The 13011-nt window shown below is 44.2% G+C and carries 13 protein-coding genes; 5 read left to right on the top strand and 8 right to left on the bottom strand.

From position 1 onward, the window contains the following. The first annotated feature begins 1 nt into the window (after position 1). A complete protein-coding gene (locus tag VFA_RS12695) occupies positions 2–1042 on the top strand; it encodes an oxidoreductase (RefSeq protein WP_004727235.1) in 1041 nt (346 codons plus the stop codon). Next, on the top strand, positions 1039–1509 hold the full coding sequence (locus tag VFA_RS12690) for a heme-degrading domain-containing protein (protein WP_004727234.1): 471 nt from the start codon (positions 1039–1041) through the stop codon (positions 1507–1509). Before VFA_RS12695 ends, VFA_RS12690 begins: the two co-directional genes overlap by 4 nt. Positions 1510–1534: 25 nt before the next feature. Here VFA_RS12690 and VFA_RS12685 read toward each other — a convergent pair whose 3' ends face one another. From VFA_RS12685 to VFA_RS12675, 3 genes are all read right to left on the bottom strand, one after another. After that, positions 1535–2629, bottom strand: a complete 1095-nt coding sequence (locus tag VFA_RS12685) for a methyl-accepting chemotaxis protein (RefSeq protein ID WP_004727233.1) — start codon at positions 2627–2629, stop codon at positions 1535–1537. Between the two features lie 341 nt (positions 2630–2970). Beyond that, a complete protein-coding gene (tyrS, locus tag VFA_RS12680; protein ID WP_004727232.1) occupies positions 2971–4233 on the bottom strand; it encodes a tyrosine--tRNA ligase in 1263 nt (420 codons plus the stop codon). An 86-nt stretch (positions 4234–4319) separates the two neighbouring features. Beyond that, positions 4320–5162, bottom strand: coding sequence for a helix-turn-helix transcriptional regulator (locus VFA_RS12675; protein WP_004727231.1), 843 nt, complete (start codon positions 5160–5162; stop codon positions 4320–4322). A 172-nt stretch (positions 5163–5334) separates the two neighbouring features. Here VFA_RS12675 and VFA_RS12670 point away from each other — a divergent pair, with 172 nt between their 5' ends. After that, entirely contained in the window at positions 5335–6465 is a 1131-nt protein-coding gene (locus tag VFA_RS12670; RefSeq protein WP_004727230.1) for an amidohydrolase, read from the top strand. Between the two features lie 64 nt (positions 6466–6529). Here VFA_RS12670 and VFA_RS12665 read toward each other — a convergent pair whose 3' ends face one another. Next, a complete protein-coding gene (locus VFA_RS12665) occupies positions 6530–6925 on the bottom strand; it encodes a hypothetical protein (RefSeq protein WP_038151728.1) in 396 nt (131 codons plus the stop codon). A gap of 403 nt (positions 6926–7328) precedes the next feature. Here VFA_RS12665 and VFA_RS12660 point away from each other — a divergent pair, with 403 nt between their 5' ends. Together VFA_RS12660 and VFA_RS12655 are read left to right on the top strand one after the other, a co-directional pair. Beyond that, positions 7329–7871 carry a winged helix-turn-helix domain-containing protein gene (locus VFA_RS12660; protein WP_038151725.1) on the top strand — a complete coding sequence of 181 codons (543 nt, stop codon included), beginning with the start codon at positions 7329–7331 and terminating at the stop codon, positions 7869–7871. A 6-nt stretch (positions 7872–7877) separates the two neighbouring features. After that, positions 7878–8480 (top strand): hypothetical protein, encoded by a 603-nt coding sequence (locus VFA_RS12655; RefSeq protein WP_140209450.1) that lies wholly within the window; start codon positions 7878–7880, stop codon positions 8478–8480. On the opposite strand, the gene VFA_RS23205 is transcribed toward VFA_RS12655, so the two are convergent. The 4 genes from VFA_RS23205 to VFA_RS12640 are packed head-to-tail and all read right to left on the bottom strand — an operon-like array spanning position 8477 to position 12981. Continuing rightward, the gene (locus tag VFA_RS23205; RefSeq protein WP_004727229.1) at positions 8477–9337 is read right to left on the bottom strand and encodes a hypothetical protein; all 861 of its coding nucleotides are present in this window, start codon (positions 9335–9337) and stop codon (positions 8477–8479) included. The genes VFA_RS12655 and VFA_RS23205 overlap by 4 nt on opposite strands. A gap of 6 nt (positions 9338–9343) precedes the next feature. Continuing rightward, positions 9344–9886 (bottom strand): fimbrial protein, encoded by a 543-nt coding sequence (locus VFA_RS12650; RefSeq protein ID WP_157132495.1) that lies wholly within the window; start codon positions 9884–9886, stop codon positions 9344–9346. Continuing rightward, positions 9828–10541, bottom strand: a complete 714-nt coding sequence (locus tag VFA_RS12645; RefSeq protein ID WP_038151717.1) for a fimbrial biogenesis chaperone — start codon at positions 10539–10541, stop codon at positions 9828–9830. Before VFA_RS12645 ends, VFA_RS12650 begins: the two co-directional genes overlap by 59 nt. Beyond that, positions 10534–12981 carry a fimbria/pilus outer membrane usher protein gene (locus tag VFA_RS12640; protein WP_004727227.1) on the bottom strand — a complete coding sequence of 816 codons (2448 nt, stop codon included), beginning with the start codon at positions 12979–12981 and terminating at the stop codon, positions 10534–10536. Before VFA_RS12640 ends, VFA_RS12645 begins: the two co-directional genes overlap by 8 nt. Positions 12982–13011 lie beyond the last annotated feature (30 nt).

The following is a 13011-nucleotide window of genomic DNA, read 5'->3' as shown; positions in this document are numbered from 1 at the left end:
TATGACTTACGCTCCGGTAAAAACCGCCGTGATTGGCTACGGCTATTCGGCGAAAACCTTTCACTTGCCTTTCATCAACGCGCTGCCTGAGCTGACGCTGAGTGCGATCAGTTCCAGCCAGCAAGTGGCAGTCGCGGCCGATTGGCCAAGCGCGCAATGGTTTGGTGATGCAAATGACCTGCTGGACAACAGCGATGCGGAGCTGGTGATCATCACCGCGCCGAACGATGTGCATTACCCGCTGGCCAAACGCGCGCTGCAAAATGGCAAGCACGTGATCGTTGAAAAGCCGTTCGTGACCCGTATTGAAGATGGCGAAGCGCTGATTGCGTTGGCGGCGGAAAAAGGTCTCACGCTGAGCGTGTTTCATAACCGTCGTTGGGATGGCGATTTCCTCACTCTGCAAAAGCTGATGGCGGAAGGGCGTTTGGGCGACATCAAACTGTTTGAATCCCACTTCGACCGCTACCGTCCACAAATTCGTCAGCGCTGGCGTGAACTGGCGCAAGATGGCGGCGGTATTTTGTTTGATTTGGCGCCGCACCTGCTGGACCAAGCGCTGGCGCTGTTTGGGGTGCCACAGGCGATCAATGCGCAGTGCCGCATGATGCGCCCGGGCGCGACCACCATCGATTACTACAACCTGATCCTGCACTATCCAAATCATTTGGTGCACCTGCATTCAAACCTTTACAGCCCAGAGCCGAACCTGCGCTACAAAGTGCTAGGCAGCCTGGCGAAGTATGAGAAATACGGCCTCGATCCACAGGAAACCTACCTCAAAGAAGGCAAGCAACCAGACAGCCCGCAATGGTCGCAGGAAGAAGCGTCGTTGTATGGTCAGCTACACAGCGAAACGGGATCAGAAACCATTGCGACCGAACTGGGCGGCTATCAGCTCTATTTCAAAGGCGTAGCGGATGCGATTCGTCTCGGCACGGCCAACCCGGTGCCGCCAGAGCAGGCACTGCAAAACATCGCGCTGATTGAAATGGCGCTGGAGAGCAGTAAAACGGGTCAAACGTTGCAGGTGAACTTATGAGCCTGACACTGGCCGAGATTGCGCAGCAAGAAGAGGCGTTGCAACTGAGCCATTTTAACCACGATGTGGCGTGGCAATTGGGCTGCACGCTCAAGCAGATGGCGGAAAGCCAGCAAGTTGCGGTGGCGATTGAAGTGTATGGTTTTGGCCAAACGCTGTTCCAATACGCTATGCCGGGCACGTGCGCGGATCATCTTGATTGGATGCGCCGCAAACGCAATTCGGTGCTGCGTTATGGCCGCAGTTCTTACTATCTGTCGCTGTACAACGCGCAAAAACAGCGCGAATTTGAGACGCAGCCGCACATTGATGCGGCGGCATATTGCGCTCATGGCGGCTCGTTTCCGATTCGAATTGCCGGGTCGGGATTGGTGGGGGCGGTGACGGTCTCGGGTTTGGCTCAAATCGACGATCACCTGATGGTGAGTGATGCGCTGCAAAGCCTGCAACTCTCCAGCGCCCAATAAACACGAAGCCCCGTCCGGGGCTTTTTTAGGCCGGTTGATCGAGTATCACTTCTCGCATCAAATGATCGATGGTTTCCACCACCTGTTCACTGGCGCTTTCCATCGCTTGTAGTTCATCCACCAACTGATTCAGGTTCTGCTGCTGTCCGGCCAACAGCGCTTCTTTGCCAGCGTCGTGCACGCGCTGATGCGGCTCCTTCAATCGGGCAAAGTGATGCAAGTGGCTGTAAAGCTTGGCGCCGTTGCCTTTAAAGTACCATTGACCCAAACGGCATTCGGTGTGCGCATTGACGCTGCTGTCGAACGCTTGCTGCTCAATGTGTTGGTAGATGTGGTTTTTCCACACCGCGTGATCAATTTTCACGGTATCGAGGAAGGAACGTGCGGTCGCGATGCGAATCACCTCTTGCATGTGCTGTGATTTCGCCAGTACCGCATTCACCACCTGCTCAATTTGCTCCGAGGAGGTTGCCACTTCCAACGAATACGTTTGGTTGCTGTTGATGGATGCTTTGATGTCGGAAGTCTGCGTGATCACCTGTTTCACCAAGTGTTCAATTTGATCGCTAGCGTGGTGCGCTTTGCCCGCCAACGCGCGAACTTCATCGGCGACCACAGCAAACCCCCGTCCGGCTTCGCCAGCACGTGCCGATTCAATGGCGGCATTCAACGCCAACAGGTTGGTTTGTGCAGAAATCTCTTGAATTGCATTTATGAGTTGGCCGATGGACGACGCCGTGGTATCGAGAATGGCGGCAGCTTCCATGTTGCTGATCGCTTGTTGATTGATGCGCGTCGCCCGTTCAGACAGGCGGCTCAAGGCCGATTGCGTTTGGGCAAACATGTCATCCAACTGATGCAGTTCATTCAATTCCTGTTCCATCTCTTCGGCGCTGCGCGCCAGCCCAGTGCGAATCGCTTCCAGCATGGCACCGCCGCGCAGTTGCGCACGGATGACTGCGTTGGTGGTTTGGTCGCTCTGTTGGAGATTGCAAATCTCGCGCTCTTTTTGCGCCAGTTGGTCGACTAAATCCTGTATCTCTCGTTGATGTTGTTCATGTGTTTCCGTCTGCTGACGGCGCATGTCTGCAAGCTCGCGCTTGAGTTTATGGTTAAACACTGCTGCCTCCCAAATTAGCTGAACTAACAACAAGCAGCAATGCCCTGCCGCTTTGTGTTGCACGCGTTGATGCGTGATATCGATTGCACTCGAGATTATGCCATTTTCAGTCACCGTCATTTCGAGAGTTACACCATAGAAATGCATAAATACCCAGCAATTGTGAAAGAAAAAATTACTTATATATTAGTTATTTAAATGAGTTTTAGGTTTCTATCTGTGCGGCGGATGATGGCGGTATTGAGTGCTCAGTTCTGGCGGCAGAATGAGCGAATTGGAGTGGGAATGGAGGCATTGCCCGCCACACCAGCAGCGCGGCGGACAATGTTAAGGTGCTCGGCTTAGCTCAGTTTGATCAGCGCAAACTGTTTCTTACCGCGTTGCAGCAGGTAGTAGCGATCGAACAGCGCAAAACTGTGGCTTAAATCGGCGTCGGCCATTTTTTCCCCGTTGACGCGAATGGCGCCATTGGCCAACCATTCGCGTGCCTGACGCTTGGAGCTGGCGAGTTGCGATGCGATCAACAGTTCAACCACATCATCAGCGGTGCTGACGGTGGTGCACGGCAGCCCGTCCAACTCCAACTGTGCCAGTTCATCTCGGCTGAGCTGCGCAACAGCGCCACTGAACAGGGCGTCACTGATGCGCTGCGCGCTCGCTAAGCCCGCTTCCCCATGCACAAACGCAGTGATGTTCTCGGCCAGAATTTGCTGCGCTTGCGGCTTGCCGCTTCGCGCGGCATCTTCGGCTTCAATGCGTGCAATCTCGTCCACCGACAGGAAGGTGTAGTAACGCAGAAAACGGTATACATCGGCATCGTCGGTGTTCAACCAGAACTGGTAGAACGCGTAGGGCGAGGTCTTACTCGCGTCCAGCCAAACGGCGCCCCCTTCGGTTTTACCAAATTTGGTGCCGTCGGATTTGGTGATCAGTGGCAGTGTTAAACCATGCACGGTTTCGTTGTTCAGGCGACGGGTGAGGTCGATGCCGCTGACGATGTTGCCCCATTGATCGTTACCGCCAATTTGCAGGCGACACTGATGTTCGCGGTTCAAATGGGCAAAGTCGAACGATTGCAGCAGCGAGTAGCTGAATTCGGTGAACGAAATGCCTTGGTCTGGACGAGCCAGGCGCTGTTTCACCGATTCGCGGTTGATCATCGCATTGACCGAAAAGTGTTTGCCGATGTCGCGGAAGAAGTCGATCACATTCACTTGGCCTGTCCAGTCGGCGTTATTGACACACCGCAGTGGCTGGGTGAGATGCGGCGTCATGGTATGCGTGATCTGCTGGCGTAAATCGTCCACCCATTGCTGCACGGTCTGCGCTGAGTTGAGTGTGCGTTCGGTGGCTTTAAAGCTTGGGTCGCCAATCATGCCCGTTGCGCCGCCAATCAGCGCAATGGCTTGGTGCCCCGCATCCTGAAAACGTTTAAGCATCAATAGCGGTACCAAGTGACCAATGTGCAGGCTGCCCGCCGTTGGATCAAAGCCACAGTACAGGGTTTGTGGTTCAGAGAATAGGGCGGTGAGTTCATCAAGTGATGTGCTTTGCGCGATCAGGCCGCGCGCGGTTAAATCATGAAATAGGGTTTGGGAATTCATACAGCCTCCAAGATGTCTTGCAGGCAGAGTAACGGAAAGGGCTTTGGGTCGGCGATGTCCCTAAAGGGATAATCGCGGTGATTTTTTCAAGCGCGTGGTGAATGGTTGGGCGCGCCAATCAGGTGATTTAAAAACAGCTGAAACAGTTCACTGAGCGAGGCGACATGAAGCTGAGCGTAGATGCGCTTGCGATGATTTTTGACCGTGCCGTGTGTGATGCCCAGTTGCGTGGCGATCTCTTGCGAATCCAACCCTTGTACCAGCAAGGCGGTAATTTGCTGCTCGCGCGGGCTCAGCAGTTGGGTGCCAAAGCTTGCTAGTGCGCGTTCCACCCAGCGGCGCATGTCGGGCGTGTGGTTGGTCTCGCTTTCCAGCGCGGTGTCATCGCTGTGGGCCAGCAGCAGCGCATTGGCGCTCCAATGTTGGCGGCAGAGCGGCGCCAGCGTGTGAAAGCGCTGTTTGAGCGCTTGTCGGTCCTGCGCGGAAAAACTGCGCCCGGCAGCAAGGTGGCCAAGGTAGAGCAAAATCCAGCGCTCATGGTCGAGTTGCACCACCAGGCTCATTTCATCTTGCCAGCCGGTTTGCGGATAAAACTGCTGTTGGTAATGGTGTTGCTGATAACTGTGCGGCGCATCGGTCATCTCGCTGAGATGAAACACGCCTTCTCGCTGCGTATCGGCCACCAAACGATAGAACGGATCGTGCTGATATGACTCCGTCAGGTAGCGTTGAAACAGCAGTTCGCGGTTATCCGGAATCGAATCGTAGAGATAAATCGGGTGTTTGTTGTGGCGATAGCCAAGCATCACCGCGCAGTCAAAATCGATAATCTCGCGCAGCAGCGCCACATAGCGCGACGTAAAGGCGGGCGTATTGAGTGCGATAATCGCATCACCTAAGGCGTGATATTCGGAAAGAGAGACGTGCACACACACTACCGATTGGAAAACATCACGGCAGTATGCCTGTTTGCACGCCACAGATCGAGCGCGACGTCCAAGCGCCGCACCCCACAAAGTGTGAAGCGAATCAATATTTTATTGCCGATGTTGCGGCAAGCTGAACATTCACAGGCTTGTTAACCCAAGGAGGCGCCGCTTTATGGCTGAGATTTGTTGGACGCAGTTTCGTCGCACACTGCATCAATACCCGGAACTCTCCAATCAGGAACATCAGACCGCTGAGCGCATTCTCGCGCAATTTGGCGCTTTCTCGCCCGATGAGGTGGTGACGGGATTGGGCGGCCGCGGCGTGGCGTTTGTATTCCAAGGCCAAGCGCCGGGGCCAACCACTCTGATTCGTTGTGAGTTGGATGCGCTGCCGATTGAAGAAACCAACCAGTTTGCGCACCGCTCGCTGCATCAGGGCGTATCACATCAATGCGGCCACGATGGTCACATGGCGATCGTCAGCGCGCTCGGCCAACAGTTGAGCCAGCAACGCCCGCAAAAAGGACGAGTGGTGTTGGCGTTCCAACCCGCGGAAGAGACCGGGGAAGGGGCGATCAACATGGTGAACGATGCCAAATTTGCTGCGTTCATGCCGGATTTCGCCTTTGCGCTGCACAACTATCCGGGGCTGGCACTGGGCCATGTTGCGGTCAAAGCTGGGCCGTTTAATTGCGCGTCACGCGGCATGATCATTCGTCTGAAAGGCAAAACGTCTCACGCGGCGCATCCGGAAAACGGTGTGAGTCCGGCGCTGGCCATGTGTCAGATTATTGAGCAATTGAACGCGTTGCCGGCATCGCTCACGGAGCGCTGTTGGGTGACGGTCATTCACGCCAAATTAGGCGAAATTGCGTTTGGCACCGCGCCGGGCGACGCGGTGGTGATGGCGACGCTGCGCAGTGAAACCAATCAGGCGATGGAAACGTTGGTGGAAGCCGCCACGCAGTTAGCGCAGCAGAGCGCGCAAGCGAGCGGGCTGGCGTGGTCTCTGGAATGGCAGGATGTGTTTCAGGCCAGCGTGAATTCGTCACTGGGCTGTGATTTGGTGGTGCAAGCGTGTCAAAACACCCAGACGCCGTGCACCCTGCTTGACGAGCCGATGCGTTGGTCGGAAGATTTTGGTCAGTTTACCGCGGTCGCAAAAGAGGGCGCGATGTTCGTGCTCGGCTCGGGCCAACAAAGCCCACAACTGCACAACCCGGACTACGATTTCCCCGATGAATTGACGCCGATTGGTCAGCGCATTTTTGCCAGTTTGATTGAGCAGATTAACGGTTTTTGATATTTGAACTGCATGATGAAATAGGCACAAATGATGTGCCTATTTTTTTGATCTAATGATGAATTTAAGACGATTCTATGTTGAGTTCTGTAATTGGTGCAGGTTTATGCAACAAAAAACCTTGCAGTGATATTTGTGCAACATCAAGACCTTTGACGGTTGCGATTTTTGCGGCCTCATCAATTCCTTCGAACGTAATGCTTCCAATATCAAATTTCTTTGAGAAGTAAATACAAAAATCGATAAGGTTTTTGTGTTTTACGGAAGACATTGTTGAATGTGAAATCTTTATACCATCAATTAGACCGCCTAAGTAATACATAATCCCAATGTTATTTAACCCTTCAGAAAAATCGTCTAGGTGAATTTTTAAATTTGTGCATTGTTTTTTTAACGTCGATAGGGATTTTTTAACAAGTAATAGTTTGGGATTGCTCCATTTTCTACTAATTCCAAACACAAAGTACACTCATTTAGCTCAAGGTACTGAGCAATTTTATATATAAGTTTCTGATTGTAATCATCCAATACACTGACGTGATGTATGTTTATAGAGATGGTTTTATGCTTAGGTAAGTGCATCGTGCTTAAATAGGTTAACAATTTATTTAAGATTGTAAAATCCACCTTTTCTTCTAGATTGTTTCTATGGATTTTAGACCAAAAAAAGAACGATTTATTATTTTTCTTGGTCTGAACAATATTTCATAACCGATTTCTCTCATTTGAGGAGAATTAAATATTTTTTGAAAGTATAGGTCACCATCAAATCTAACAAAGTAGAACATAAAACCTCTTTATATATTGACAATAAGATAAAAAACATTATATTTCCACGACGTATTTAATGAAGTATTACGAACATGAAAGTTAAGTTTGACACAACAAAAAATATAATTATTAACAATAAAACAAAAATAAAAGAGCGCTTGAGTAACAAAGAAAAACATCTGTTAGTAGAACTTTTTGATAAAAGTAAACTTGGCCATATTTCTTCTAGAAGTGATTTAAAATCAGCAGTATGGCCCCATTCTATTAATGCTGATTCAAGTTTAAATAAATATATTCTTTCTCTAAGGCGCAAGTTTTCTAATTTAGGTTTTGATGATGTAATTTATACAGTTCCAACTGTAGGATATTATATAAAAGATGTATCCGTGCTTATTTTTATAGAGAATAAAATCAATCACATAGATAGAATTAATCATCTGAGCGTTAGAAATATCATTTACTATGGTATTAGTGCTTCTATTACAATGTTCCTTCTCTGCGACTATTATAATAATCAAGATAGTTATTCTCACAAAGTCAGTAATGATGTTGTTTCGTTGTACTCCATAAATAACAATGATGTTGATTATGGAAAAATTTTATATTTATTTAATAATATTCCAGCAGTAAAATAACGAAAATTGAGTACCACCATATTAGTTACAGACAAGATGTTATCTATCCATATTTTTAATATTTCGGCTATCGTTATAAATATAATCCACAATGACAACTTTGAGCTAATAGATCATTGGGTCAAAAAAATCAGTGATATTGTAGAATCCGATTATGGAAACTTAGTTCATACAAAAAATGCATTTTCTGATACGATGTCTATATATGGCCAGTCATCTGTATATTGCCACTCTAAATTTAAGTCACTAGATGATTGCATCTATAAATATAATAAAGCACTGCTTTACAAGATAAATAAAGATGTTTATCACCAAGAAAATCATGTGAAAATTCAACTTTCTGATGGTCAGGAAATAGCAAGTTATCATAGCAATGGAAATGTAAAAGGGAATGAAATTAAAGGTAATTATCAGTCCAATCGGTATAATTTAAGCTATAATCTAGAATTGCCAGATGGGTTTGACTTATTCAAAAACTATTCACATATTCTAAATATCCCAGTGTCTGACAACGATTTATTTTACAAAAAAGTAAATGGAGATATATATTTTTCTACTAATTATAACGGTGAAATTATATATCTCCATGGGATTAGCAATATAATTTAAATATAGTCAATGAGTAAAAACGTAGTGGCATAATCATCTCCAGGTTGTGTAGGAAATTGGTAGTTGTATTTCATTTTTATGACATTTATGCCGCTATTGACTGAGTGAATTTTATTGCTCTCTTTGTCATTAATTGTAATGGATATTCTTCCATCTAAAAGGGTCGATGGGTTTTCCCATGATATTTTTATGTCTGTATTTGTAGTACATTCAATTTGTAGATCTCTTTCTCCTGAAGTTCCACTCGTGTGAGGTACACTCCATGTACCTACATCAATGGTTAAATTGTTATTTTTCCATAAGCATCGATGTGTCGTTGGCGGAACATTGTAACAACCACTAGGAACAACATTCTTTTTTACTGGTTCAGATGATGAATAATTAGTATTCATCATCCATCCAATGAAATAAAATATACCTAAACATTCTTTTTCATTGTTCGGTGGGCAACCACCATGGTGTTGTACAGTGAGTGTGGTTGAACCACCGTTTTCGATGCCGTAATGCTTTGATAACAATTCAATAGCTGATATCAGTGAGTCGGTTTTCTTGATTGAGACATAAGTTTCTGCAGGTCCGCCTGAAACGTTCCAATACCCAGGTCCGTCGTAATTGACATGTGTTAATCCTGCAATATTCCCGTCTCCATCAGGTGCTGGTTTTGCCCAACTTTCAACGACACTTTTTGGATAAGGAATCCCGGTGACCGTTACGGGAAGAGACCAGTGCTGACACATAAGATAATCATAGTTACCGACACCAGTGATCATCGGAACATATATAAACTCTCCGCCATAAGTTAAGTTTGAAAATATAATAGTTATTATTGTCATGATATGTGTTATTGTTTTAAACATATTCAGCTACTTATATTCTATTACAAATGTGAGTGATGAAGTAAATTCACCACCATGAAAATCACCATTTTTTATGCGTTCAATGTAAGCCTTGTAAAATAAGATATTTGATTGAAAATCTGTTAAATCATTAGGAGTGTTGAATATCACTTCTGATCCGTCGATGTTTTCTAATCCAATCGCTAATCCCTGTAAAGACGTCTCAATCAACTCTGCTGTTTCATTTAAAGTGTTGCCATAAAATATAATATTATCTATGGATTTAGTGTGTTCACAGTTTTGAAATTTTATCTCTATAATTTCAGAATATATTTTTTCTGAATATTCAATTTTTGTATCGGTAAATGGTATATTAATATTCTCACTTTCAGAAAGTAAGGCGCACGTTTCAACAGTGAATTTTCCTTTGAACTCAATCTGAAAATATTCTGTTTCGGCTAAACATAGATGACTAAAAAAAATAAAAATTGAATATATGAAGAATGGAAAATTATTGGACAATTTTGCATTTCCCCCAATTACAAGAAAAAGTCTCTTTTCTTTTTCCACCCCAATCATCAATATAAGTAATAAATAATGTTTTTTTGCTGTCAATGGTTTTCTCTATATCTATAGAAATATTTTCAAATGGTTTTATCATTAAAGCCTTGTCATAAATTATTTTATTTTCATCTTCAATTGAACTAATTGTTATATGAAACGGAGAATTATCTTCTAGCAACATTTTTTGTTCACTAAAATATACGGTGAGTTCATTTAATGGACTATAGTTATCAGTCATCAAACTAGAGATTGATTTTGGTCGATAAAATAATTTTATTCGACTTTGTGTGGATATTTGAAGTACGTTTTCATTTGATGATTTTGGCGGAATTTCCCGAATACTAAGGTACTGAACACTTTCACGATCATTTGGTAAAGATTGACTGTTGATGTCCACAACTCTAAATTTCGTGTCAGAGTTTTCGTTAACACGCTGAATTGGAGGGATGGCTGTGAAATAGCGGTCTTTTTGAGCGTTTCCATCATCCACCCATGCTTGAACTAAATATGGTGCGTTTTCACTATAATTGTGGATCTTTAAGCTGATGGATTTTTCTCCCTCTAAAAATATAGCTCTAGTTCGATCAATCGCAATCGCTGAATATGAGCAAGGAGAGAAAAATATAGCGCCACACAGGGTGGAAATAAATAATTTATTCATGGTTGTTATCTACCTTTCTACAAATAGAATATTCTGTAAATATGTTCTCATCCAAATAGATGCGACATCTATTTGTGTTATCTAGATTAACGTATGCATATTCACCAAAATTTATACCAGATACATACGCATTGCCATTCTCAGTAAACATACCCATATATTGACCTTCACCATTTTCAATCACTGATGAAAATGGAACATATGAGCCATTTTCTAGTCGAATGTTGATCATGCCTTTTTGACCATGTAGAACGTCAAACTTATGGTAGGCAATTGCACCATCTGTGAGCGTAAACGTAGATACAGAATTGCTTAATATCTCCGTATTGTCTGGTAAATTATCGACATCGACTGACACTGAACTTCGTTTATAAGCATTGATATTACTAACGATGGCATTTCCTTTTCTATTTGTTGGATTAGATATGCCATTACCATCAATATGAACGTCTTTGCTTTTAGGTGTCGTTACAAAAATTCGACTACTGTTTGCTACGGAATTATTGTGTAGAACTGCCCCATACTTAGTTGCTGTTAGTCCACCTTGAATGTTTATATTCTCTGTTCGAGAATGGTCAGAGTAAGAACTACCATTTATTGCGACTTTGGCCATGGTTGAATCATGTGTGTAGTAACCGGAAATTCCGTTGATATCTCGATTTTTGTTGAGTGTGACGACATAGTTGTCATTATTATTCCTACTGGAATAACTCGCATTATGTGTCATATTCCCTGCGTACGAAGAGTTATGGTAAGACATTCGAGCCTTTCCTAGTGGCACAGAGATATTCAAGTAATACCCATTTTCTGAATTTATATCGCTATATGTTCGATAACCAATTAGTGACCAGTTGATGTTTTTTACATCGAACAGCTCGGTATAACCCGATATAGAAACGCTATATCTTTCATTGGAATTATTATCCCAATATGAGTTTTTGGTATAATCTATAAATGTTGAAAGATTGGATTGATCAAACTGTTTACTTAGCACGATCACATAAGTCTCTTTCTCATTTTTATTGATAATATCTTTGCTTTTTGCACTGATAGCATCAGACATTGACATGTAGTTCTTGTCTGAAAATTTGTAACCTGCAAATGTTACTTGGCTAGATAAGTCGCTAAATTCTTTTGAATAGTTAATTTTATAAGAATTTCCTTGAGCGTGGGAATGCTGATTAAAAGAATATTTAGAATTTGAATGACTCCAGTCAAAGGAGACCGCTCCTAAATTATCTAAGTCCCAACCAGTGCCAATCGCAAAATTACTATAGTAGTCACTAGCGATGATACCATTGTAAAGTGACCAACCATTGTTAACTCCCCAAGATGTCTCACCAAATAAAAAACCAGATGCTATTTTATTATGCTGATTATCATTGGGTTGCCCCACAGTTAGGTTGTATCGTAGTGTTCCTGGTCGAGTTAAATAAGGTATTGATGATGTATTGTAGGTGAATTCTTGTACACTCCCATCAGCCTCTTCAATTCGAATATCCAGTTTGCCACTGATTTGCCTGTCGAGATCTTCTATTTTAAAGAATCCTTGTGGTACGGTCGTTTCGTAGAGAATTCGATTGTTTTGTGTCACGATCACTTTTGCGTTTGTTTGCGCAAAACCCGATATCACAGGCGCGTAACCACGAAGGTGCGGTGGAATCATGGATTCGTTCGTGGTCAGGTTTATGCCTTGATATAAAAAGTTGTCGAATATTTTTGATGTGAGCGTTGATTCACCAATTGTTACTCGACTTTCAAGTGTTTTGATGTCGGTATAAGCATAATATCGGTTGGCAACTAATCCAGTGTGTTCGCTATTGCCCGAGTTACTGCGTGTTGAAGTTTGCCACTCCGTTCTGAATCGCCAACGGTCGAAATTTAGCCCGGCAACACCATAAGCAGAAGAATTTTTTGATGTTCCGTCGGTGGATTTACGATGGCTAAAGTTAGTATTGTAATCAATGATTAACCCTGTCTCTCCGGTAACCCAGCGTTCCGACGGGTCCCAGTAACTATCACTGTATTCCAAGTTTTGCTTTGGTATCGTTACAGTCAGGCTGTCGTTGACTAGAGATACGTCGGTATGTATATCGAATAGTTCGGAATTCATACATCCTTGCTCATCAAAGATGATCGCATCTTTAATTGTTGTTTTCATTCCAATTAAATCAACGAGTTCATTATCAATGCATACGTAAGTACCCGATATCAATGATTCATAGATATTGATATTAAGCATTCTGGCAGTATTAACATTATTGACATATATACTGAGTTCGTATTTACCAGGAAGTATGAAGTTATCTGATTCAAATTTTGAAAAATCAATAGACTGCTTTTCTTCAGTACTGAGCAGATCTAGATTGAACTCAGTTGCCTGAATTATTGGAGCCAATAACGCCAGTATTAGTAACAAACGTGGGTGAATATGTGTCATTGTATAACTCTTATTTATCTGACATCCCTG

It is taken from the genome of Vibrio furnissii CIP 102972 (assembly GCF_000176175.1).
Taxonomy (GTDB): domain Bacteria; phylum Pseudomonadota; class Gammaproteobacteria; order Enterobacterales; family Vibrionaceae; genus Vibrio; species Vibrio furnissii.
The sequence above is the reverse complement of the archived record's forward strand: the minus strand, read 5'-3'. Positions and strand labels throughout refer to the sequence as shown.

Bases quoted from the DNA above. Each gene is read 5' to 3' on its own strand.
- VFA_RS12640 (WP_004727227.1), bottom strand. From the start codon at position 12,981: ATGACACATATTCACCCACGTTTGTTACTAATACTGGCGTTATTGGCT.
- VFA_RS12645 (WP_038151717.1), bottom strand. From the start codon at position 10,541: ATGAATAAATTATTTATTTCCACCCTGTGTGGCGCTATATTTTTCTCT.
- VFA_RS23205 (WP_004727229.1), bottom strand. From the start codon at position 9,337: ATGTTTAAAACAATAACACATATCATGACAATAATAACTATTATATTT.
- tyrS (WP_004727232.1), bottom strand. From the start codon at position 4,233: ATGAATTCCCAAACCCTATTTCATGATTTAACCGCGCGCGGCCTGATC.
- VFA_RS12660 (WP_038151725.1), top strand. From the start codon at position 7,329: ATGAAAGTTAAGTTTGACACAACAAAAAATATAATTATTAACAATAAA.
- VFA_RS12690 (WP_004727234.1), top strand. From the start codon at position 1,039: ATGAGCCTGACACTGGCCGAGATTGCGCAGCAAGAAGAGGCGTTGCAA.
- VFA_RS12670 (WP_004727230.1), top strand. From the start codon at position 5,335: ATGGCTGAGATTTGTTGGACGCAGTTTCGTCGCACACTGCATCAATAC.
- VFA_RS12695 (WP_004727235.1), top strand. From the start codon at position 2: ATGACTTACGCTCCGGTAAAAACCGCCGTGATTGGCTACGGCTATTCG.